The organism is Streptomyces lunaelactis (genome assembly GCF_003054555.1).
GTDB lineage: Bacteria > Actinomycetota > Actinomycetes > Streptomycetales > Streptomycetaceae > Streptomyces > Streptomyces lunaelactis.
On sequence record NZ_CP026304.1, the window covers coordinates 6,860,007 to 6,882,593 of the forward strand.

The window sequence follows — 22,587 nt, forward strand, 5'->3', positions numbered from 1 at the left end:
ACACTTCCCGCCCGCCCGTCGCGCCGCCCGGAGAACCCCAGTACCGCACCGCTCGCGGTCCTGGCACCACCCAGCACCACCAGCAGCACCCCAGCAGCACCCCAGCAGTACACGGAATCACCCAGTTCGTCTCGGGCCGTCCCCCGGGTCGTGCAGCCCAGCGCACCATCCCAAATCCCGCAGCTCCAGTCCCCACGCGGGTGCCCCTGTGAACCTTGGGAGTAGGCACCATGACCCAGCAGTCCCTTGAGACCAAGACCACGGCGGAGGACGCCGGCGCGGGTTCGCGCCAGCCCGCCGGACGGTCCTGGCTCGACCGGTACTTCCACATAACCCAGCGAGGGTCGACCGTCGGCCGGGAGGTGCGTGGCGGCATCACCACCTTCATGGCGATGGCGTACATCATCCTGCTCAACCCGGTGATTCTGTCGGTGCCCGACGCGGCCGGCCACAAGCTCGACGGTGATCAGCTGACCACCGCGACCGTCTTCGCCGCCGCGGCCACCACCATCGTGATGGGCTTCATCGGCAATGTGCCACTGGCCCTCGCGGCGGGACTCAGCGTCTCCGCCGTCATGGCCTTCCAGGTCGCCCCAGAGATGACCTGGGAAAACGCGATGGGCATGTGTGTCATCTACGGCCTGGTGATCGTCCTGCTGGTCGTCACCGGCCTGCGTGAACTGATCATGAACGCCATCCCCCTGGCGCTCAAGCACGCCATCACCATGGGGATCGGCCTGTTCGTCTGCCTCATCGGCCTGGTCCAGGCGGGCTTCGTCACCTCCATGCCCGGAGACGGCGGCATCGCCGGAGCCAAGCCCATTCAGCTCGGCACCAGCGACATGCTCACCGGCTGGCCGGTGCTCTGCTTCGCCGTCACCGTCCTGCTGATCTTCATGCTGCAGGTCCGCAGGGTCCCCGGCGCGATCCTCATCGGCATCGTCGGCGGCACGGTCTTCGCGGCGGCGGTCCACCAGTTCGCGGGCCTCGACAAGAAGGCCTGGGGCGGACTGAACGCCCCCGAGATCACCGGCTCCATCGTCAGCACGCCGGACTTCGGTCTCTTCGGCAGCGTCTCCTTCAGCGGCATCGGCAGCGTCGGTGGCATCACCGTCGGCGTCATCGTCTTCACCCTGGTGCTGGCCGGCTTCTTCGACGCCATGGGCACCATCATCGGCATCGGCCAGCAGGCGGGCCTCGCCGACGACAAGGGCAAGATGCCGGGCCTCAACAAGGCGCTCGCCATCGACGGCGCGGGCGGCGCGCTCGGCGGCATCGCCGGCGCGTCGGGGCAGACGGTGTTCGTCGAGTCCACCGCGGGTGTCGGTGACGGTGCGCGCACCGGCTTCGCCAGCGTGATCACCGGTCTGGCCTTCACGCTCTGCCTGTTCTTCACCCCGCTCGCCCAGATCATCCCCACCCAGGTGGCCGCCGCGGCGCTCGTCGTCATCGGCGCGATGATGCTGACGAATGCCAAGCACATCGACTGGAACGACCAGGCGACCTCCATCCCGGTCTTCCTGACCACCGTCCTGATGCCCTTCACGTACTCCATCACCGCGGGCATCGCGGCGGGTGTCATCGCCCACGTCCTGATCAAGACCGTCCAGGGCAGGGCGCGCGACGTCGGCTGGCTGATGTGGGTGCTGTCCGTCGTCTTCCTGGCCTACTTCGCTCTGCACCCGATCGAGGGCTGGCTGGGAGTCAACTAGTCCGGACAGGGCCTGGTTCCCCGCTGCCGTACACACACCTTGAGGAGACCGACATGCTGGACATCGCCGAAGAGCTGAACCGGTGGGTCGAGCAGGGCCGCGAGTTCGCTGTCGCCACCGTGGTGGCGGTCGGCGGCAGCGCGCCCCGGCAGCCGGGCGCGGCTCTCGCTGTGGACAGCGAGGGCACGGCGATCGGGTCGGTCTCCGGAGGGTGCGTGGAAGGCGCGGTGTACGAACTGTGCCGGCAATCGCTCGAGGACGGTCACACCGTCCTCGAGCGGTTCGGCTACAGCGACGAGGACGCGTTCGCCGTGGGCCTGACCTGCGGCGGAATCATCGACATTCTTGTTACCCCGGTACGCGGCGGGGTCTTCCCCGCCGCTCTGGCGGCCGCCGCCGTTGGGGAGTCGGCGGCCCTGGCCAGAATCACCGGGGGCCCGGCCGATCTGATGGGCCGCGCGCTGCTGGTCCGGCCCGACGGTTCGTACGAGGGCGGCCTCGGCGGCCACCCGGAACTGGACCGCACGGCGGCGGGCGAGGCCCGCGCGCTGCTGGACGCCGGCCGTACGGGCACGGTCGAGATCGGCGAGGACGGTTCGCGCTGCGGCCAACCCCTCACGCTGCTGGTCGAGTCGAGCGTCCCGGCCCCCCGGATGGTCGTGTTCGGCGCGATCGACTTCGCGTCCGCGCTGGTCCGGGTCGGCAAGTTGCTCGGCTACCACGTCACGGTGTGCGACGCCCGCCCGGTCTTCGCGACGAGGACCCGCTTCCCCGAGGCGGACGAGATCGTCGTCGACTGGCCGCACCGCTACCTCGAGTCGACGGAGGTGGACGGCCGTACGGTCCTGTGCGTCCTCACCCACGACGCGAAGTTCGACGTCCCGCTGCTCGAGCTGGCCCTGAAGCTCCCCGTCGCGTACGTCGGCGCGATGGGCTCCCGCCGCACGCACGAGGACCGCAACAGGCGCCTGCGCGACGTCGGCGTCACGGAACTCGAACTGGCGCGGCTGCGCAGCCCGATCGGCCTGGACCTCGGCGCGCGTACGCCGGAGGAGACGGCGCTGTCGATCGGCGCGGAGATAGTGGCGAACAGGCGGGGCGGCACCGGAGTCTCCCTGACGGGAGCGCACACCCCGATCCACCACGACCCTCAGCAGGCCGAGGTGGGCCGCATAGGCTCGGTCGCCTAGGGTCTTTCGCTTCGGACGAGAGGCCCTGGTACTCCAGCCGTAGATCGCAATCTTGCTGGTCAGGGCGAAGTGAAGACAGGTGCGGCCACGGCAGGGCCCCCTCCCCTGCGGCAAAAATCTCAGGCCGACGCAGCCGACGACATCAATTCCTCCAGCTTGTTGAGACTCTGAGTCCAGCCTTCCTCGTGGAGAGCCTGGCGCCGCTCAGTGGCGAAGTCGCCCTGGCTGACGGCCAACTCGGCCCCCGTACCGCCGATATCGCGAAGCGACAGCGTCACCACCGTCTCCCGATCCTCGGGATCGGGATCCTCCCACCGGAAGGTGTAGGACAGGCGTGCCGGAGGGTCGACCTCAAGGAATTCCCCCACGAGGTAGAACAGATCGCCTTCCGGAGGCTGCATCGCGATCCGATAACCACCTCCTGGCCGAAGGTCGCTTTCCACACCAGGAGTGACGAATCCGTCAGGGCCCCACCACTTGGCCAGTTCCTGCGGTTCGGTCAAGGCTCGGAATACGACCGTGCGCCGTGCGCGGAGGACACGCTGCAGATGCAGCCTCAGCCCGCCATCGTGCGTCATCACGAACCTCCTCCAACCGAAGGCGTCGAGATTGACCACCGCACCTATCCTAAGTACTCCAGCTGTAGGCCGCGATCTCGCTGGTCAGGGCCTCCGCGCTGCGGCCGTCCGGATGCTGGTCCTTCACGCGGGCGATCTTGCCCGCCCACAGCTCCGCGTCCACGAACGGGCGCCGTTTGTGCTGCTCGACCAACTCGGCCAGGTGCTCGCGGGAGCACATCGTCGCGAAGTGCGCGGTCAGTCAGCGGCGAGGGTCTCGGAGAGACTCACGGCGGGGCAGCCGAGTATCCCTGTCAGCACACGCTGCTGGCGCTCCGTCAGAGAGGCAACGAAGACCACTACGTCAGCATCGGCCCCTTCACAGGCCGCGGCTACTTCACGGACCTTCCCGTAGCTCAGCAGAGTCCGCGAGGAATACGGCAAAGCCATCTTCCTGACCCCGCCGTCCGAGACGCCACGCCGCTGCACGATCCGCCCGACGACCCGAGCACCGCGCGCTGTCAGTTCCGCGGCCGCCGAATCCATGAGCGCGACGAAGTTCTTCTCCTTCGCGGAGAAGTAGCCAACGATCATGACACTGGCCCCCGCGACCTCCACGGGCGAAGCCTGGCGCTCGGCAGGATTCGGTCCCACGCGGCGAGCTGGGCGCCGGTCGCGCCTTCGGAGCTGATACATGACCCACAGGCTAGACGTCGCGCCACCTGCAGCGATACGCGTTATCTCACTGCCCGAGGTCAAAGGACAAGCTAACCCGGCGAGGCTGGAATTCCATCCCCCGGTCAGTCCGGGTCGCCGCGGTCCTCGCCCCGGACATCGAGTCCGCGGGCGTGATCACCCTGCCGAGCGGGAAGACCGCGTCCGTCCGCGTCCGGGCCTTCTCCTACGGCGACCAGTCGAACCTCGTCCATCGCACGACAGGACCGGACGACCCCGGCTGATCATCCCCATGCGTCCCGCACGCCCCGGCCGTTGAACGCTGCCCCATCGCCGCCCGTATACCTGGGCGGTCCATGCGCGTCCGCATGGGCTGTTCCGGCAGGGGAGGCAGATCTATGGCCGGCAGCAATGTCACCGCACTCTTCCGTGCGTCCACCGCGCACAGCCCCTCGTACTTCACCCTGAGCCGGGCATCCGGCGGCGCATCCGGCGAGATCACCGACTTCTGCATCCCCTGCAACCCGTACTTCCCCACCCCCGCGATGTTCGACGAGCTCGGCGGCCGGCTCCGCGAGATCCTGACGTACTACCCGAGCAGCGCGGACACCATCACCGCCGAGCTGTGCCAGGTGCTCGGGCTCAATCCGCAGACCGTCGCCATGGGCAACGGCTCCACCGAACTGATCACCTGGATCGACCACTTGCTGGTCAAGGAGTCGCTGGCGGTACCGGTCCCCACCTTCGGCCGGTGGACCGACCAGCCGATGGAGACCGGCAAGCGCGTCGACATGCTGCTGCTGCCCGAGGCGCACGGCTTCGGGCTGGACCCGGCGTCCTTCGTGCAGTTCGTCCGCACCCGCGGCTCCCGCGCGGCGGTCATCTGCAACCCCAACAATCCTGACGGCGGTTACCTGCCCAAACAGCAGCTCCTCGCGCTTCTCGACTCCCTCCAGGACCTGGATCTGATCGTCGTCGACGAGTCCTTCCTCGAATTCGCGGACGCCGAATCGGATCCGAGTGTCGCCGCGGAGGCCGTACTGCGGACGAACGTGATCGTGCTGCGCAGCCTGGGCAAGAACTTCGGTCTGCACGGAGTGCGCTTCGGTTATCTCGTCTCGAACCCGAGCCTGGCGGGGAAAGTGCGGGCCGCGCTGCCGAAGTGGAACCTCAACTCCTTCGCCGAGACAGTGGTGTTCATGCTGAAGGAGCACCGGCAGGAGTACGCCGAGAGCCTGCTGCAGGCCCGCCGCGACCGGCAGGAGATGACCTACCGCCTCTCCCAGCTGCCGGGCCTCACCGTCTATCCCTCACAGGGCAACTTCCTCTATGTACGCCTGCCGGAGGGCGTGGACGGGTCGGTCCTGCGGGACCGGCTGCTCGCCGAACACGGCGTGCTGGTGCGCGAGTGCAGCAACAAGATCGGCAGTTCGAGCCGCTTCCTGCGGCTGGTGGTGCGGCCGCAGCAGGATGTGCTGCGGCTGCTGTCGGCGATGGAGCAGGTGCTGTACGGGCAGCGCACCCAGGCTCCCGAACCGCCCCCGCAGCCGCTGGCCCCGATGCTCGCCCAGCTGCCGGGGCCGATGCCCGCGGCGCAGCCGCAGCCGCAGGCCCAGCGGCTGGCCCTGGCCCAGCAGCCGGTGTCCGCCCGCGGCCTGGCCCGGGGCCAGGACCGGCCCACGCCGATGGAACCGGCCTCCGCCCTCTCCGGGGGGACCGGCGGCTACACCTCGGGAACGGCGGCGGTGGACCGCCTGATCGGCCAGGCATAGGAGGTTTGGAGGTTGTCGTCAGCGTCGCATCAGGTGACCGGAGACGCACGCGGCCAGGCAGCGGTGTCCGGCGTCGTGTTACGTACGCTTCCCGAGCACCTCCACGGCGGCGATCACCCGGTCCCAGAACATTTCAGGTTCCAGGGTCACCGCGACCCGCGCGTTCACGGGCCGGTCCAGGTACTGGTGCAGGTCCACCACGGTCGCCCCGCGGGTGTGCTGTCCGCGCAGTTCGACTGCCACGCTCGCGTCGACGCAGTGCACGATCGCCGGGTCGATGACACGGGCCACCGCGACGGGGTCGTGCAGCGGCGGGGACGCGAAGCCCCAAAGCCGCAGGTAGGTGGCCGCGAAATAGGTCATCAGCTGGGCGCACGTACGGCCGAGTTCCGTGCCGAGCCCTTCGAGGCGGGCAAGGACTTCGGGTGTGGCGAGCGCCTGGTGGGTGACGTTGAGCCCGCACATGGTGACCGGAACACCGCTGCGGAAGACGATGTCGGCGGCCTCGGGGTCGACGTGGATGTTGAATTCGGCGGCCGGGGTCCTGTTGCCGCGTTCGGTGGAGCCGCCCATGAGCACGATCTCGCGGATGTGCTCGGCGGCGTCGGGGTACCGGGTCAGCAGCAGGGCGATATTGGTCAGCGGCGCGGTCGGAACGAGAGTGACGGGTTCCGGATGCTCGGTCAGGATCCGGTACATGAGATCCACCGCGTGCTCCGGGACCACGTCCACGGTGGGCTCCGCGAACTGCGGACCGTCCATGCCGGAGTCCCCGTGGACGTCGTCCGCCACCAGCAGGGGCTGGACGAGCGGCTGTGCGCATCCGGCCGCGATGGGAACCCCGGTGATTCCGGCGACGGTGCAGACCCGGCGCGCGTTCAGGGTGGTCTTCTCGACGGTCTGATTGCCGGCGACCGTGGTGATGGCGAGCAGGTCGATCGCGGGATCGCCCGCCGCGAGCATGATGGCGATGGCGTCGTCGTGCCCGGGATCGCAGTCGATGATGATGGGGACGGGCACGATGCTCCTCGGGTCGTGTCATGGTTCCGCGCTGTCCAGTCTGCTCCGGGGCTCCGCCGTGCAACCCGTGACCGCAGCCGTGAGTCCGGCCGCGGACTCCTGCGCGACGCTCGCGGGTACTCGCTTCAGCGGGCCGCTGTGCGGTCAATTGCGCCATATGTACGCCGCGTGGCGGAATCCTAACGAGTTCTTAATGCCCCATGGGGCCTCGCAGTCGTGCTGCCGACCAGGTGAGGCGACATACGCTCGCGCCGTGCTCAACGTGACCGGGATACTCAAACGGCTGGTAATCGGCCGCGCCAAGCGCAGCGAGGAACTGGGCGGGACGCTGCTGCCCAAGCGACTCGCCCTGCCGATCTTCGCTTCCGACCCGCTGTCCTCGGTGGCGTACGCCACCCAGGAGATCCTGCTGGTCCTCACCCTCGGCGGACTGGCGTACCTGCATTTCACGCCGTGGATCGCGGGCGCGGTCGTGGCGCTGATGACCGTGGTGGTGCTCTCGTACCGCCAGGTCGTGCACGCCTATCCGAGCGGCGGCGGATCGTACGAGGTCGCCTCGACCAACCTGGGTCCGTCCGCCGGTCTGGTGGTCGCCGCGTCGCTGCTGGTCGACTACGTCATGACCGTGGCGGTCTCGGTCGCCTCCGGGGTGGACAACATCATCTCGGCGCTGCCCTCACTGGTCGACTACCGCGTGCTGATGGCACTCATCTTCGTCGCCCTCCTGACCGCGATGAACCTGCGCGGCGTACGCGAGTCCGGCCAGGCGTTCGCGGCCCCGACGTATCTGTTCATCGGCGGCGTGCTGATCATGGTCGGCACGGGACTGTTCCGCTACCTGCTCGGTGACGCGCCGGTGGCCGAGAGCGCCAAGTACGGCATCGAGGCGGAGCCCGGGGACGTGGGTCTGACGGGCCTGGCCCTGGTGATGCTGGTGCTGCGCGCCTTCTCCAGCGGCTGTACGGCCCTGACGGGCGTCGAGGCGATCTCCAACGGTGTGCCGGCCTTCCGTAAACCCAAGTCCCAGAACGCCGCGACCACCATGGCCGTGATGGGCATCACCGCCATCACGATGTTCGTCGGCGTCACCACCCTCGCGATCGTCGCGAAGGTGCACATCGTCGAGGACGCCTGCCGGCTGACCGGTCTCACGGGCGACTGCGAGACGTACACCCAGCGCACCGTCATCGCCCAGCTGGCGGCGTCGGTCTTCGGCGGCGAGAACAGCTTCGGCTTCTACTTCATCCAGGCCGCCACCGCCCTGGTGCTGATCCTCGCCGCCAACACCGCCTACAACGGCTTCCCGCTGCTCGCCTCGATCCTCGCCCAGCACCGCTATCTGCCGCGCCAGCTGCACAACCGCGGTGACCGGCTCGCCTTCTCCAACGGCATCCTGGCCCTGGCGGTCGTGGCCGGAGCCCTGCTGTGGGCGTACAAGGCGGATGTCACCAGCCTCATCCACCTCTACATCCTGGGCGTGTTCACCTCCTTCACGCTCTCGCAGACGGGCATGGTCCGGCACTGGAACCGTGAGCTGCGCACGGAGACCGACCCCGTCGTTCGCCGTCGGCACCAGGTGGCGAGGGTGATCAACGCGACCGGTGCGGTCGTCACCTGCCTGGTCCTGGTCATCGTGCTGGCCACCAAGTTCACGCAGGGTGCCTGGCTCGCGGTGCTCGCCGCGATCGTGCTGTGGGTGATGATGCGCGGCATCCGCCGTCACTACGACTCCACCGCGGCCGAACTGGCGGTCACCGACCCGCGCAGCGAGATGGTGCCGCCCTCCCGGGTGCTGGCCATCGTGCTGGTCTCCACCATTCACAAGCCGACCCTGCGGGCACTGGCCTACGCCCGCGCCTTCCGGCCGGACCAGCTGGTGGCACTCACCGTCGCGGTCGACCGCGACCAGTCCGTCGCGCTCCAACGGCAGTGGGAGGAGTACCAGATCCCTGTGCCGCTCAAGATCCTCGACTCCCCGTACCGCGAGATCACCGGGTCGGTCCTGGAGTACGTACGCTCCATAAGGCGTGAAAGCCCTCGGGACGTGATCGCGGTCTTCATCCCCGAGTACGTCGTCGGCCACTGGTGGGAGAACCTGCTGCACAACCAGTCCGCGCTGTGGCTCAAGAGCCGTCTGCTGTTCACCCCTGGCGTCATGGTGACCAGCGTCCCCTGGCAGCTGAGCTCCTCCGCCATCGCCGACCACCCGGCCGCCCGCGCCCCGGGCTCAGTCCGCCGCGGGGAACCCGTCAAGACGCGCACGAGCGACGACGCCGGCACGCTCCGGTAGTAGCGGCAGCGAGGGCTCGGCGGCGGGGTGCTCGACCGCCGCAGCAGCTACCGTTGGGGCCTGATGGCGGATGCGGTGCTCGGTGCGCGCGTTCGGCCGGGCTCTGTGGCCGCTGCAGCTCAAGGCCGGCCACCACGACGAATTGCTGTCCGCGCTGCAGCTCGCGTCGAGCACGGCTACCGCCCGCAAGCCCGGCACCCGCGCCGCGGGAGCGCTGAAGGCACAACTTGCCCACAGCTTCACTGAGTTGCGGCGCTACGAGGAGGCAGAGGCCCTGGCGCTTGCGGCGGCTGCGGATGAGCGCACAGCCGGCCACGTGCGAGGACATGCCTCAGCGGTCGAGTTCCTCGGGCTGCTGCGACTGCGACAGTGGCGTTTCGACGAGGCGTACGCCCGCTTCGACGAAGCGGGAGAGATCTACGATGCGATCGGGCCCGACGACGAGGGCGCGGCCGACCTTCCCCGCGCCGGTGCCCTGCTCGAACGGCACCGGGGCCGGGCGCTGCGCGGCATGGGAAGACACCAGGAGGCGCGCGAGCATCTGGAGGGCGCGCTGCGGTGGTTCCGGGAGAGTGGGGAGGCGTACAACTCGGCACGCGTACTGACCGATCTGGCGGAGACCTGCCTCGACGTACAGGACCACGCCGCCGCATTGCCGCTCGTCGACGAAGCGATCGCGAAACTCGCGGGCGAACGGGCCGAGTATCACCTCGTCCACCTGCGGGCCATGCGTGAGCGTTGCCTCAGCCGGTTCCCGGGGTGACAGTGATGCGGTGACCGGCGGTGCCGGTCCGGACGATCAGTCCCTGTGCGACGAGCGTGTCCGGCGGATTGCCGGCGGCCAGCCACGCATGCACCGCGGAGGCGCAGGCCGCGGGATCGACGTCCGCTCCAGGGCCGGAAGCCAGGCGCAGGAGACGACCGTCCCGGAGGCGGACCGTGCAGGCGTCGGGCCCGGTGACGTAAGCGGCGAGGGCACAATGCGGGTGCAGATCCAGCACCTCGGCCGACCACTGTGCCGGGGAGCCGAGGCGGGGGTCGTCGGGGGCGCCGTACCGGAGGATGACATCGGCGAGGGCGAGAGCGTCCGGGTCACGGGTGTCCTCATGAACAGCCGTATGCACCTCGCCGTCGCCTTCCGGCTCGTACGCCGCACCGGCATAGCGCTCCACCACAACCTCGCACGCCCCCGGCAACCGCGTCAGAACACGCAAGGGCGCAGTGCGCGAGACCGGCTCGTACAACGGCAGCGGCAGCGGCTCCAGGAGCGCAGGCCAGGAGGGTTCGGGAACATCCATCAGGTCGTAGAAGAGCTCACGCAACCGGACCGCGGACTCGCCGGGCAGTGAGCTGGTGAACTCCTGCGGACCCGGCACCGGACTGTGCTCCGCACGCAGCGATACCAGCTGAGGCAGCACCGGGGCGCACGGGTCCAGGCGCGGCGCCCTTCGAACGAAATCGGCAGCAGGTGACAGCGGGTCGAGCCCGGACAAGGGAGCGGCACCCAGCAGTACCGGAGTGCCGAGGGCCGCCGCGTAGTAAGTGACCGCTCCGTGATCGCCGATCACGGCATCAGCCGCGATCAGCGCCTGCCGCCAGCCTTCCAGCGGATCCATCAGCGCCAGCCCGCCGCGCCGGGCCCGGTCGAGCCAGGCACGAACCTGACCCGGACCATGCCCGTGCCAGATGTTCGGGTGCAGGATGGCGGCGAGACGGTACTCATCCGCCGGGAGTTCGGCACTCAGGCGTGGCAGCAGCGATGGCAGAACGTCATCGCCGCTGTCGCCGAAGAGCGACTCCGGGTTCCAGGTGGAGTTGAGCACGACGAGCTGCTGCCCACGCCGCACACCCAATGCCCTGCGGAACCGCTCCCGGTACGGACGAGCCGCCAACATCCGGTCAAAGCAGGGATCCCCGGCGAGCACGGCCGTAGGGACAGCCTCAGGGCACGCGGCACGCAGGCGATTCAGCTGCTCGGGATGGGAGAGAACCAGGGCGTCCGCGAAGGGAAGACCGGTTTCCTCCGACAGAAGCCACTCCGGGGAGAGCCCAAAGACAGGCGCGCTTCCGGCTTCCGGCTTCCGGCTTCCGGCTTCCGGCTTCCGGCTTCCGGCTTCGCGAGCCTCTTAGTGTATCCAATACCATGCGAAAGCACGAGCAACTTCCCTGGCAGCGCCCGCAGTTGACCTCCGAAACTCGCCGAGATCGCGAGATCCACCGGTGTCTCGCACGCCTGATCCCAGGGCAGTACCGGCACGCCAGTGTCCGCGAGGAGTTCAGCGACTCCCGCACGGAACGCCGATGATCCAGGACAGGTGGCCAGCAGCTGTACGCGCAAGTCGTCGTGGAACAGCGGGAGAACGTCCAGCAACCGCGTGGCCGAGGTGACATTGTGCGCTACGAACAGCACCCTTTGGCACCGGCCCCGAGTCGCCCACCGAACGGCGTCATCGCCGACCGGGACGCGTATCCAGTCGGTCCGTCCCTCGCCCATTCAGTGTCCCTTGGTGTCCGCGCCTTACCATTCCTCGGTTTGGCCCCCGTGGCTGCGACGAGCGTCGGCAGGGTGGAAGGCGCCGGCGCGTTCGAAGGGATCCTGCCGTGGTGACGTCGCTGGTGAATTGGCTGCCGAAGCCTAACGCGCGCGTTTGCCCGGGACGCTGACCGGCCCCCGTCTCGACCGGGGAGGGTTCGGTGCAGACCGTAGCCCGGCCGAGTGACGTGCCCGGCCGAAACACGGTTGCGTGGCGCGCCGGTCCGTCCTGCCCGCAGCACAGGGTGCTTTCGTCTGGGGGCCGGGCACGCGACGGCTTTCGTGCCCGCCCTGGTGGGCCGGCCGACGCTGGGCCTCCCTCGTATGCGTCGCCCGTTCCCGGCGGCACGCCCGTCGGTATGTCGGGGCGGCGGGCGCGCCGCCCCGAAACGCCGAAGGAGAGATCGTGGTGGCAGGAAGTGTCGACGAGAACCGCGGGACGACGACCGCGCAGCTCCTCAAGGGCCAGAGGGCGCTGGTGACCGGTGCCAATTCGGGCATCGGCAAGGCCACCGCCATTGCGCTGGGCCGGGCCGGAGCGGACGTCGTGGTGAACTACGTCGTCGGTGCGGACGAGGCCGAGAAGGTCGTGGCGCAGATCAAGGACTTCGGGGTTCGTGCCTACGCCCACGAGGCCGACGTGTCCGACGAGGACCAGGTGGCCGCCATGGTCGCGCAGATGGTGAGGGAGTTCGGCACCATCGACATCATGGTCGCCAACGCGGGCCTCCAGCGGGACGCGCCCTTGGCGGAGATGACGCTCGCACAGTGGCAGAAGGTCATCGACGTCAACCTGACCGGCCAGTTCCTCTGCGCTCGGGAGGCCGCCAAGGAGTTCGTGCGGCGCGGTGTGGTGCCGGAGGTGTCCCGTTCTGCCGGGAAGATCATCTGCATGAGCTCGGTCCACCAGATCATCCCGTGGGCGGGGCACGTGAACTACGCCTCCTCCAAGGGCGGTGTGGGCATGCTGATGCAGACCCTCGCCCAGGAGCTGGCTCCCCAGCGGATCAGGGTCAATGCGGTTGCACCCGGAGCTATTCGCACGCCGATCAACCGCGACGCCTGGTCCACGCCCGAGGCCGAGGCCGACCTGCTGCGCCTGATCCCGTACCGCCGCGTGGGCGACCCGGACGACATCGCCAACGCCGTCGTCGCCATGGCGTCCGACCTGCTCGACTACGTCGTCGGCGCCACGCTCTTCGTCGACGGCGGAATGACGCTCTTCCCCGGCTTCGCCACCGGAGGCTGATCTCCGATGCAGGACCATGTCACACCCCGCCGGGTGGTGATCCTCGGCGGGGGGTTCGCCGGGCTGTTCGCCGCCCGCGCCCTACGGCGGTCACCGGTCGCCGTGACCGTGATCGACCGCCGCGCCCACCACCTCTTCCAACCGCTGCTCTACCAGTGCGCCTCCGGAATCCTGTCCGAGGGCCAGATCGCGCAACCGCTCCGCGCGGTCCTGCGACGCCACCACAACGTGAGCTGCCTGCTCGCCGAAGCCACCGACGTGGATGTCGAAGCCCGCCTGGTCCACGCCCGGCGACCGGACGGCGGAGCCCTCGCGCTGCCCTACGACGATCTGATCGTCGCGGTCGGCATGCGCCAGTCCTACTTCGGGCACGACGAGTTCGCCGCGCACGCCCCCGGCATGAAGACCCTGAACGACGCGCTGGACATCCGCCGACGGCTCTACCGGGCGTTCGAGATGGCCGAAACGGCCCCGGACGCCGAGGAGCGGCAGCAGTGGCTCACCTTCGCGCTCGTCGGCGGCGGCCCGACCGGCGTCGAACTCGCGGGACAGATCCGGGAGATTGCCGGCCACACGCTCGAGCGGGAGTTCCAGACGTTCGACTCCGCCCAGGCCCGGGTGCTGCTCTTCGAGGGCTCCGACGAGGTGCTGGGCGCGTTCGGCCGCCCACTGGCCCATCGCGCGGCCCGAACCCTGCAGAGCCTCGGCGTGGAGTTGCATCTGGGCACGAAGGTCACCGACGTCGACGCGCACGGCCTGACGGTACAAGACCGGGACGGCGCGACCACCCGGTTCGAGGTACGCACCGTGCTGTGGACGGCGGGCGTCGAGGCGCCGCCCATCGCCGCCGCGCTGGCCCGGGCAACCGGCGTCACCCAGGACCGGGCCGGACGCATCGCCGTCGAACCCGACCTCACCATCCCCGGCCATCCGGAGATCCGCGTCACGGGCGACGTGATGAGCCTGAACCGGCTGCCGGGGCTGGCCGAGGTCGCCATGCAGTCGGGCGCATATGCGGGCCGGGTCGTGCGCCACGCCGTGGAGGGCCGGACGAAACAGCCGAAGCCCTTCAAGTACTGGGACCTCGGCAGCGCCGCGTACATCGCCCGCGGCCGCGCCGTCGTCAAGGCCGGCCCGCTGCACCTGTCCGGCGCGACCGGCTGGCTGGCCTGGCTCTTCATTCATCTGGCCTTCCTCACCGGATTCCGCAGCAGGCTGGGAGCGGTGCTCAGCTGGTCCGTCGCCTTCGCCACCAGCTCGCGACGCGAACGCGCCTTCACGCAGCCCGACGCAGACGCGCCGGCCGGCCGGGCGCCCGGGCCGAAGCCGCCCCTGTCGCCTCCCTGACGACGTCAGCAGGCCGGCACCTCCCTGCCGTCACCCCTCCGCATCCTGTCGTTCCTCAGCCCCCGCTCCCCGCGGGGCAGACCATCGAGGCGCACATGCTCAGCACAGCGGCCCTTCTGGCGAACACCCCGCCCCAACTCCTGCCTGCTCGCGAGCTGATGGCCTTCACCCTGGCCTCGCACATCCTGCTGGTCCCGTTCGGCGTGGCACTGCCGCTCATCACGCTGCTGATGCACCACCGGGCGCTGCGCCGCGACGACGCCGTCGCCCTTCAGCTCGCGCGGCGCTGGTCGGCGGTGATGGCCGTCCAGTTCGCCATCGGCGTCGTCACCGGCACCGTGCTGTCCTTCGAGCTCGGCCTGCTCTGGCCCGGCATGATGGGCCGCTGGGGCGACGTCTTCGGCCTCGGGTTCGGCATCGAGGCATGGGCGTTCTTCCTGGAGGCCGTCCTGATCGCGATCTACCTCTACGGCTGGCGCCGGCTCAAGCCCTGGACGCACTTCTGGCTGGCCGTACCGCTGCCGCTGACCGCCCTGATGGGAGCGTTCGGCATCATCGCGGCCAACTCCTGGATGAACACCCCACAGGGGTTCCGCCTCGACGCCCAGGGCAATCCCGTCGACGTCAACGTACGGCAGGCGATCTTCACACCGATGTTCGGCCCGGAGTACTGGCACTTCGTCGTCGCGATGTTCATGACCGCCGGATACGTGGTCGCCGGCGTGTACGCGGTCGGCTGGCTGCGCGGGCGCCGCGACCGCTACCACCGGCTCGGCTTCACCCTGCCGTTCACCGTTGCCGCGATCCTCACACCGGTCCAGTTCATGCTCGGCGACTCCGCCGCTCGCGCCGTCTTCCACAAGCAGCCGGTCAAGTTCGCCGCCATGGAGATCGTCTGGAAGACCGACACCCACGTGCCCGAGTACCTGTTCGGACGACTGAACACCGACGGGACAATCTCCGGCGGACTCAAGATCCCCCAACTGGACTCGATCCTCGCCGGCTTCAAGCCCAGCACCCAGGTGACCGGGCTGACCTCGGTGCCGGCCGCCGACCGCCCCACCGCGGTCCAGGCCACCATCGCCCACTGGGCCTTCGACATCATGGTCACCGTCGGCAGCCTGCTGATCCTGCTCGCGCTCTGGTACGCCTGGTCCTGGCTGCGACATCGGGACCTCCCTCGCAGCCGCTGGTTCTTCCGCTGCGCCGCAATCGCCGGAGTCGCGTGCCTGGTCACCGTGGAGTGCGGCTGGATCACCACGGAGGTCGGCCGCCAGCCCTGGATCGTCTACAACCAGATGAGGGTCTCGGAGGCGGTGACCGACACCCGCGCCGGATCCCTGTGGGCGATGCTCGGCATCATCATGGCCGTCTACGTAGCCGTCTTCGGCGCGTTTCTCGCGGTCATCCTGAAGATGCGCACCCGCTGGCGCATCGCGGATGAAGGCTCGGCCTCCGCGCGCGCCGCACTGCCCCCTGAGAGCGACACCCCCTACGGGCCCAGAAGCGAGCCCGAGCCCACAGCCGCCGGGGCCGCGCCCGGCGGCGGGTCCGACCGCACCTCGAGCGGTGCGTCATGATGGCCGATCTCATCGCCTGGGTCATGGTGCTCGTGATCGCCGCCTACGCCTGCGCCGGGGGCACCGACTACGGCGCGGGCTTCTGGGACCTCCTGGCCGGAGGGGCGGAGCGGGGCAAGCGGCCCCGCTGGCTCATCGACCACGCCATGGCCCCGGTCTGGGAGGTCAACAACGTCTGGTTGATCTTCGTCCTGATCATCATGTGGACAGCCTTCCCGACCATGTTCCAGGCCGTCTTCGCCGCGCTGTGGCTGCCGCTCGCCCTCGCCGCCGTCGGACTGGTGCTCCGCGGCGCCGGATTCGCCCTGCGCAAGCCGACCCGCCGTCTGGCCCAACGACGGATCTACGGTGCGATGTTCGCCATCTCATCGCTGCTCACGCCGTTCTTCCTCGGGGCGGCGCTCGGCGGCATCGCCTCCGGTCGGGTCGCGGTCGGGACCACCGCCTCCGCGGACGCCTGGGCCAATTCGACCTCCGTCCTCGCGGGTCTGCTGGCCATCGCGGCCACCGCGTTCCTCGGGGCGGTGTTCCTCTGTTCCGACGCCCGGCGGTTCGGCGCCGACGACCTCGTCGACTACTTCCGACTGCGGGCGCTGCTCGCCTTCGCCGCCGTCGTCCTCCTCGCACTCATCGGACTGCCCGTCACCCACAGCGACGCCCCGTACGTCTGGGAGGGCCTCACCGGGGGCTTGGGCCTGCTGCTGATCGTCCTGGCCGCAGTCTGCGGTCTGGCCACGGTGCTGGCTCTGCTGCGCCGGTCCTACGGCTGGTCCCGCTACACCTCGGTGGCAAGCGTCGCCCTGACCGTCGGCGCCTGGGGCTTCGCGCAGCGGCCCTACCTACTGCCCACCTCGCTGACGGTGGCCCAGGCGGCCGGCGCTGCTCACACCCTGCGCTGGCTGGCGATCGTCACGGTCATCGCGATCGTGCTGGTCGGCCCGGCGCTGGTGCTGCTCTACCGGCTCGACACACTGGGTGAGCTGGAGCCGCTCACCGACGCCGACACCCGGGCCGCCAGAACACCCGGGGACAACCTGTAGCGGCACTCCGCCTGCTCCGTCGCCGCGTGCGACACCCCGTCAGCGCAGCCGGGCGGCGATGTGATCGCCGACCCGCAGAGCGTTGGCGATGGCCGTCAGCGACGGATTGACCGCGCCGATGCTCGGGAAGAAGCTCGTGTCGACCACGTAGAGGTTGTCGAGGTCGTGGGCCTTGCAGTTGACGTCCAGGGCGGAGCTGTTCGGGTCGTCGCCGAAACGGACCGTACCGGCCTGGTGCGCGGTGGCGCCGATGGGCATGCCCTTGTGCAGATAGATGCTGTGCGACAGCAGATGATGCTCGTGCATACCCAGGTGGCCCAGCATTCCCTGCAGTTTGTGCTGGAGCCGCTTCAGGCCGGCCGTGTTGTTCTTCTCGTCGAGAGCCAGGTGGATGTCGTCGTCCTTGTCGAGGGTGACGCGGTTCTCGGGCAGCGGGAGATCCTCCCCGCACAGCCAGAAGTCGACGGCGTGGTGCGCCAGCATCTCGAACGGCATGTCGGGCGAGACCGCGCCGGCCCAGCGAGGCGCCTCGCCGTGGATCTGGTCGGCGTCCGACTTGCCGAGCATCTGGATGCCGCCGAGCGGGAAGTCCCAGTCGTCCGCACCCAGATACCAGTCGTTCAGCGCCAGGGTCTTCTGGAACCTCGTGGGGTTCGGTTCCTTCGACACCGCCATCAGCGCAAGGTTGTTGTGCCGCATGTAGTGGCGGCCCACCACGTCCGAGCTGTTGGCCAGGCCGCCGGGGTGTCTGTCGTTGGCCGAACGGAGCAGCAGGACGGCCGAGTTGACCGCGCCGCAGGCGACCACCACGATGTCGGCGCTGAATCCCTCGGTCGTTCCGTTCCCGAGCTCGGCGACGACCCTGGTGACGGTGCGTCCGGCCGGGTCGGTCTCCAGGCGCTGCACGTTGGCGCCCGTCACCATCGTGACGTTGTCGTGTTTCAGCGCCGGATCGACGCAGATCACCTGTGCGTCGGACTTGGCGCCCAGCAGGCAGGGGAAGCCGTCGACCCGGTCGCAGCGGATGCAGACGCTGGAATGGGTGGCACGGCCGTTCTCGTCCTGCGTGAGGTTCACGCCGATGGGCAGGTGGAAGGGGTGCAGTCCCCTCTTCTCCAGGTCGTCGCTGAGCTGCTGGATGCGCGGCTCGTGCTCCACCGGAGGGTGTGGATACTGGCCGCTGGCCGGACCCTCCGTGGGGTCCTCGCCATGGCGCCCGTGCACCAGGTAGAGCTGCTCGGCCTGCGTGTAGTACGGCTCCAGATCCTCGTAGCGGATCGGCCAGGCCGGTGAGATGCCATCGTGGTGGCGCAGCTCGCCGAAGTCCTCGGGCCGGAGCCGGAAGAGCGCGGCGCCGTAGAACTTGGTGTTGCCCCCGACGTAGTAGTTCACCTCCGGGGGAAACTCGTTGCCGTGCTTGTCGTACCAGAACTCGGGGGCACGGTACTTGCCCTTGACGAAGACGGCGGTGGAGTCCCAGTTGTCCCGCTCCCGCGGCAGGTAGTCGCCGCGCTCCAGGATCAGGACCCGCTTGCCGGTGGGGGCCAGCCGGTGGGCGAGCGTACCGCCGCCCGCTCCCGTACCGATGATGATGACGTCGTAGTGGTGATCGTCGGCCATGCGGAGATCCCGTTCTAGGAGTCGATGGCTGTCCTGGCCGTAGCGCGCGCCCGGATGGCCCCTGTGCTGCACTGCGTCGCACGCGCGCCCGGGCAATCGGAATATTCAGTGCCATGCGGAAGCTATCGGGCGGTCCCGGCAGCGGCGACCCGCCGGGAGCCGAACGGGTGCGCATTCAGCCGATCGCCCGCACGGCGTTCGCCGCCTCGTCGACGACGGCCTGCGCGCCGGCTGCCGCATCGACGGTCGGCCCCGGGCTCGTCCGGGAGGCGGCACAAGCGACCGTGCGCCGCCCGGAGGGACCGGCACAGGGTATTCCGACGGACGCTGCCTCTGACCCGAGTGGGCGAATGTGCCGGGCGACTCCACCCGCAGGAACGTGTGGCGCTTGACCGGGCCGCTGCGGGCCCGCACGCTTCCGACGAGGAGGCCGACACCACAGGCCCACCAGTACGCCCGCGTCCGAGGACGCCGGCCGGGCGGACCGAGGAGGCCACGCGTGCAGGAGAGCCGCACCGGACGGCAGCTGACCCTGCGCCACGGAGCTCATACTGCCGTCGTCGTCGAACTGGGCGCGGCGCTCCGGTCGTACTCGGTCGGTGAGCGCGCCGTGGTCGACGGATTCGCCGCACAGGACCGGATCGCCGGCGGGCGCGGCCAGATCCTCGTGCCGTGGCCCAACCGGATCCGGGACGGCCGGTATCGCTGGGACGGGCAGGACCTGCAGCTGCCGCTCACCGAGCCGGCCGGCGGCAACGCCATCCACGGGCTGCTCAGGTGGACCTCGTGGCGGGTCGTGGAGGCGAGCGAGCGCCGGGCCGTTCTGGATGTTCCGCTGTGGCCGCAGCCGGGCTACCCGTTTCACCTCCACGTCCGCGCCGAGTACGCCCTGAGCGAGGGCGGTCTCGAGGTCGCCGTCACGGCGCGCAACCTCGACGCGAGCGCCGCCCCCTACGGCTTCGGCCAGCATCCCTACGTCACGGCGGGCACCGCGGTCGTCGACCAGGCGGTGCTGACCGTTCCCGCCCGTACGTGGCTGCGCACCGACGAGCGCGGCCTGCCGGTTGCCGCCGAACCGGTCGCCGGGACGCCGTACGACCTGCGTACGCCGCAGGCTGTCGGAGCGCGCCGACTCGACACCCCCTTCAGTGACCTCGACCGGGACGCGGACGGGCGGGCCATGGTCCGCCTGGCCCACCCGTCGGGTGCGTTCGGTACGGACGTGTGGCTCGGTGAGGGCGCCAACTACGTGCAGCTCTTCACCGGCGACACCCTCCCGCCGGGGGAGCGCCGCCGCGCGGTCGCCGTCGAACCGATGACCTGCCCGCCGGGCGCCTTCCGCAGCGGCACGGCGCTCGTCAGCCTCGGCCCCGGCGAGCGGCACACGGTCCGGTGGGGGATCACGCCGTGGGGGGAGTGACGGCGCCGAGATGGTCCTCGGCCTGATCCTCCTCGGGCCGAGGACCACCCTTCGGCCTTTTGTTCAAGGAGGCCTCGCCTCACGGGGTCCGCGAGGGCCTCGGTCAGGTGCCGACGTAGGCCGCGAGGTGCTCGCCGGTGAGGGTGGAGCGGGCGGCGACGAGGTCGGCGGGTGCGCCCTCGAAGACGATCCGGCCGCCGTCGTGGCCGGCGCCGGGGCCGAGGTCGATGATCCAGTCGGCGTGCGCCATGACCGCCTGGTGGTGCTCGACGACGATGACCGACTTGCCGGAGTCGACGATCCGGTCGAGCAGGCCGAGCAGCTGCTCCACGTCGGCGAGATGCAGGCCGGCAGTCGGCTCGTCGAGGACGTAGACACCGCCCTTCTCGGACATGTGGGTGGCCAGCTTGAGCCGCTGCCGCTCGCCGCCGGACAGCGTAGTGAGCGGCTGGCCGAGGCTGACGTAGCCGAGCCCGACGTCGGCGAGCCGGCCGAGGATGCGGTGCGCGGCCGGCGTGCGCGCCTCGCCGTCGCCGAAGAACTCCTCGGCCTCGGTCACCGACATCGCCAGCACCTCGCTGATGTCGCGTCCGCCGAGGTGGTGGTCAAGGACCGATGCCTGGAACCGCTTCCCCTCGCACTCCTCGCAGGTGGTGGCGACGCCGGCCATTATCGCGAGGTCGGTGTAGATGACGCCGGCGCCGTTGCAGTTGGGGCAGGCGCCCTCGGAGTTGGCACTGAACAGCGCCGGCTTCACGCCGTTGGCCTTCGCGAACGCCTTGCGAATCGGGTCGAGCAGTCCGGTGTACGTCGCCGGGTTGCTCCGTCGCGAGCCGCGGATCGCGCCCTGGTCGATCGACACCACACCCTCGCCGGAGGCCCCCGACTGTTGTGGCAGTGACCCGTGCACGAGCGAGCTCTTGCCGGAGCCGGCGACGCCGGTGACGACGACAAGCACCCCGAGCGGGATGTCGACGTCGACGTCGCGCAGGTTGTGCGTCGTCGCGCCGCGGATCTCCAGCGTGCCGGTGGGCTTCCGCACCGTCTCCTTGACGGCGGCCCGGTCGTCGAAATGGCGGCCGGTGACGGTGCCGGCGGCCCGCAGCCCCTCGACGGTGCCCTCGAAGCAGACGGTGCCGCCCGCCGTACCGGCGCCGGGGCCGAGGTCGACGACGTGGTCGGCGATCGCGATCGTCTCCGGCTTGTGCTCCACGACCAGCACTGTGTTGCCCTTGTCCCGCAGCCGCAGCAGCAGGTCGTTCATCCGCTGGATGTCATGGGGGTGCAGGCCGATGGTGGGCTCGTCGAAGACGTAGGTGACGTCGGTGAGCGAGGAGCCGAGGTGGCGGATCATCTTGACGCGCTGCGCCTCGCCGCCCGACAGCGTGCCCGACGGCCGGTCGAGCGAGAGGTAACCCAGCCCGATCTTTACGAACGACTCGAGGGTCTGCTGCAGCGTGGCGAGCAGTGGCGCCACCGACGGCTCGTTGACGCCACGGACCCATTCGGCCAGGTCGCTGATCTGCATCGCGCAGGCGTCGGCGATGCTGATCCCCTTGATCTTCGACGACCGGGCAGCCTCGCTGAGCCGGGTGCCGCCGCACTCGGGGCAGGCGGTGAAGGTGACCGCCCGGTCCACGAACGCCCGGATGTGCGGCTGCATCGCCCCCCGGTCCTTGGAGAGGAACGACTTCTGGACCTTGGGGATGAGCCCCTCGTAGGTGAGGTTCACGCCCTCGACCTTGACCTTGGTGGGCTCCCGGTAGAGGAAGTCCTGCATCTCCTTCTTGGTGTACTCGCGGATCGGCTTGTCCGGGTCGAGGAAGCCCGACTCGGCGTAGGTCCGCACGGTCCACCAGCTGTCCGACTTCCAGCCGGGGATGGTGAACGCGCCCTCGGCGATCGACTTGGAGTCGTCGTAGAGCTGGGTGAGGTCGATGTCGGAGACCGTGCCCCGGCCTTCGCAGCGCGGACACATGCCGCCGGTGATGCTGAAGTCGCGACGCTCCTTCACGGTCTGTCCGGCACGCTCCAGGGTGACCGCACCCGCTCCACTGATCGACGCGACGTTGAAGGAGAACGCCTGGGGCGAGCCGATGTGCGGTTTGCCGAGTCGGCTGAAGAGGACACGCAGCATCGCGTTGGCGTCGGTGGCGGTGCCGACCGTGGAGCGGACGTCGCCACCCATCCGCTGCTGATCGACGATGATCGCCGTCGTCAGCCCGTCGAGTACGTCGACCTCGGGCCGCGCCAGGGTCGGCATGAAGCCCTGCACGAAGGTGCTGTAGGTCTCGTTGATCATCCGCTGCGACTCCGCGGCGATCGTGTTGAACACCAGCGAGCTCTTGCCCGAGCCGGAGACGCCGGTGAACACCGTCAGCCGGCGCTTCGGGATCTCGATGCTGACGTCCTTGAGGTTGTTCACGCGCGCGCCGTGCACGCGGATCAGGTCGTGGCTGTCGGCAACGTGCGGCGCAGGCGACTGCGTGTCCGTCCTCGTGGCCATGCTCATCGTGACTCCATCTGTCGGGCGGGGCCGCCTTCGCGGTCTCCGTCGGCGTCGCCTGGCTCGATCTGACCAG

General features: G+C 69.6%; 17 protein-coding genes. 10 read left to right on the forward strand and 7 right to left on the reverse strand.

What is annotated here, in order from left to right:
• The first annotated feature begins 230 nt into the window (after positions 1-230).
• Positions 231-1,712 (forward strand): NCS2 family permease, encoded by a 1,482-nt coding sequence (locus SLUN_RS31455; RefSeq protein WP_108153338.1) that lies wholly within the window; start codon positions 231-233, stop codon positions 1,710-1,712.
• 53 nt (positions 1,713-1,765) lie between these two features.
• Positions 1,766-2,902, forward strand: coding sequence for an XdhC family protein (locus SLUN_RS31460; RefSeq protein ID WP_108153339.1), 1,137 nt, complete (start codon positions 1,766-1,768; stop codon positions 2,900-2,902).
• A gap of 119 nt (positions 2,903-3,021) precedes the next feature.
• Here SLUN_RS31460 and SLUN_RS31465 read toward each other — a convergent pair whose 3' ends face one another.
• From SLUN_RS31465 to SLUN_RS31470, 3 genes are read right to left on the reverse strand one after another with little or no spacing between them, the layout of a single operon-like run.
• On the reverse strand, positions 3,022-3,519 hold the full coding sequence (locus SLUN_RS31465; RefSeq protein WP_257153827.1) for an SRPBCC family protein: 498 nt from the start codon (positions 3,517-3,519) through the stop codon (positions 3,022-3,024).
• 10 nt (positions 3,520-3,529) lie between these two features.
• Entirely contained in the window at positions 3,530-3,700 is a 171-nt protein-coding gene (locus SLUN_RS39650) for a hypothetical protein (RefSeq protein ID WP_159100356.1), read from the reverse strand.
• A 17-nt stretch (positions 3,701-3,717) separates the two neighbouring features.
• Positions 3,718-4,077 (reverse strand): HflX-like GTP-binding protein, encoded by a 360-nt coding sequence (locus tag SLUN_RS31470; RefSeq protein ID WP_257153828.1) that lies wholly within the window; start codon positions 4,075-4,077, stop codon positions 3,718-3,720.
• Positions 4,078-4,532: 455 nt separating this feature from the next.
• Here SLUN_RS31470 and SLUN_RS31475 point away from each other — a divergent pair, with 455 nt between their 5' ends.
• Positions 4,533-5,906: a pyridoxal phosphate-dependent aminotransferase gene (locus SLUN_RS31475; protein ID WP_108153340.1), complete on the forward strand. Its 1,374-nt coding sequence runs from the start codon at positions 4,533-4,535 to the stop codon at positions 5,904-5,906.
• Positions 5,907-5,984: 78 nt separating this feature from the next.
• Here the strand turns inward: SLUN_RS31475 and SLUN_RS31480 are convergent, their stop codons facing one another.
• Positions 5,985-6,926, reverse strand: coding sequence for a nucleoside hydrolase (locus tag SLUN_RS31480; protein WP_108153341.1), 942 nt, complete (start codon positions 6,924-6,926; stop codon positions 5,985-5,987).
• A 253-nt stretch (positions 6,927-7,179) separates the two neighbouring features.
• Between SLUN_RS31480 and SLUN_RS31485 the strand changes: the two genes are divergently transcribed.
• Positions 7,180-9,216: an APC family permease gene (locus SLUN_RS31485; protein WP_108153342.1), complete on the forward strand. Its 2,037-nt coding sequence runs from the start codon at positions 7,180-7,182 to the stop codon at positions 9,214-9,216.
• An 82-nt stretch (positions 9,217-9,298) separates the two neighbouring features.
• Entirely contained in the window at positions 9,299-9,979 is a 681-nt protein-coding gene (locus tag SLUN_RS31490) for a tetratricopeptide repeat protein (RefSeq protein ID WP_257153829.1), read from the forward strand.
• Here SLUN_RS31490 and SLUN_RS31495 read toward each other — a convergent pair.
• Entirely contained in the window at positions 9,960-11,111 is a 1,152-nt protein-coding gene (locus SLUN_RS31495) for a hypothetical protein (protein ID WP_108153344.1), read from the reverse strand. The genes SLUN_RS31490 and SLUN_RS31495 overlap by 20 nt on opposite strands.
• A 1,047-nt stretch (positions 11,112-12,158) precedes the next feature.
• Between SLUN_RS31495 and SLUN_RS31500 the strand changes: the two genes are divergently transcribed.
• The 4 genes from SLUN_RS31500 to SLUN_RS31515 all read left to right on the forward strand — a co-directional run bounded on the left by SLUN_RS31500 (position 12,159) and on the right by SLUN_RS31515 (position 16,965).
• Complete coding sequence (locus tag SLUN_RS31500; RefSeq protein WP_108153345.1) at positions 12,159-12,998, forward strand: SDR family oxidoreductase; 840 nt, start codon at positions 12,159-12,161, stop codon at positions 12,996-12,998.
• A gap of 6 nt (positions 12,999-13,004) precedes the next feature.
• Positions 13,005-14,345 (forward strand): NAD(P)/FAD-dependent oxidoreductase, encoded by a 1,341-nt coding sequence (locus SLUN_RS31505; protein ID WP_108153346.1) that lies wholly within the window; start codon positions 13,005-13,007, stop codon positions 14,343-14,345.
• Between the two features lie 95 nt (positions 14,346-14,440).
• Positions 14,441-15,925, forward strand: a complete 1,485-nt coding sequence (locus SLUN_RS31510) for a cytochrome ubiquinol oxidase subunit I (protein ID WP_108153347.1) — start codon at positions 14,441-14,443, stop codon at positions 15,923-15,925.
• The gene (locus tag SLUN_RS31515) at positions 15,922-16,965 is read left to right on the forward strand and encodes a cytochrome d ubiquinol oxidase subunit II (protein WP_170146626.1); all 1,044 of its coding nucleotides are present in this window, start codon (positions 15,922-15,924) and stop codon (positions 16,963-16,965) included. The genes SLUN_RS31510 and SLUN_RS31515 overlap by 4 nt, the downstream gene beginning before the upstream one ends.
• Positions 16,966-17,004: 39 nt before the next feature.
• Here the strand turns inward: SLUN_RS31515 and SLUN_RS31520 are convergent, their stop codons facing one another.
• Positions 17,005-18,585, reverse strand: a complete 1,581-nt coding sequence (locus SLUN_RS31520) for a GMC oxidoreductase (RefSeq protein ID WP_108153349.1) — start codon at positions 18,583-18,585, stop codon at positions 17,005-17,007.
• Between the two features lie 499 nt (positions 18,586-19,084).
• Between SLUN_RS31520 and SLUN_RS31525 the strand changes: the two genes are divergently transcribed.
• The gene (locus tag SLUN_RS31525) at positions 19,085-20,005 is read left to right on the forward strand and encodes an aldose 1-epimerase family protein (protein WP_108153350.1); all 921 of its coding nucleotides are present in this window, start codon (positions 19,085-19,087) and stop codon (positions 20,003-20,005) included.
• 103 nt (positions 20,006-20,108) lie between these two features.
• Here SLUN_RS31525 and SLUN_RS31530 read toward each other — a convergent pair whose 3' ends face one another.
• Positions 20,109-22,517, reverse strand: coding sequence for an ATP-binding cassette domain-containing protein (locus SLUN_RS31530; protein WP_108153351.1), 2,409 nt, complete (start codon positions 22,515-22,517; stop codon positions 20,109-20,111).
• Positions 22,518-22,587: the final 70 nt, after the last annotated feature.

What these genes read in the sequence shown, in the direction of transcription:
- SLUN_RS31455 (WP_108153338.1), top strand. Translation starts at nt 231, where the DNA reads ATGACCCAGCAGTCCCTTGAGACCAAGACCACGGCGGAGGACGCCGGC.
- SLUN_RS31460 (WP_108153339.1), top strand. Translation starts at nt 1,766, where the DNA reads ATGCTGGACATCGCCGAAGAGCTGAACCGGTGGGTCGAGCAGGGCCGC.
- SLUN_RS39650 (WP_159100356.1), bottom strand. Translation starts at nt 3,700, where the DNA reads ATGTGCTCCCGCGAGCACCTGGCCGAGTTGGTCGAGCAGCACAAACGG.
- SLUN_RS31475 (WP_108153340.1), top strand. Translation starts at nt 4,533, where the DNA reads ATGGCCGGCAGCAATGTCACCGCACTCTTCCGTGCGTCCACCGCGCAC.
- SLUN_RS31495 (WP_108153344.1), bottom strand. Translation starts at nt 11,111, where the DNA reads ATGTTGGCGGCTCGTCCGTACCGGGAGCGGTTCCGCAGGGCATTGGGT.
- SLUN_RS31505 (WP_108153346.1), top strand. Translation starts at nt 13,005, where the DNA reads ATGCAGGACCATGTCACACCCCGCCGGGTGGTGATCCTCGGCGGGGGG.
- SLUN_RS31510 (WP_108153347.1), top strand. Translation starts at nt 14,441, where the DNA reads ATGCTCAGCACAGCGGCCCTTCTGGCGAACACCCCGCCCCAACTCCTG.
- SLUN_RS31515 (WP_170146626.1), top strand. Translation starts at nt 15,922, where the DNA reads ATGATGGCCGATCTCATCGCCTGGGTCATGGTGCTCGTGATCGCCGCC.
- SLUN_RS31520 (WP_108153349.1), bottom strand. Translation starts at nt 18,585, where the DNA reads ATGGCCGACGATCACCACTACGACGTCATCATCATCGGTACGGGAGCG.
- SLUN_RS31530 (WP_108153351.1), bottom strand. Translation starts at nt 22,517, where the DNA reads ATGAGCATGGCCACGAGGACGGACACGCAGTCGCCTGCGCCGCACGTT.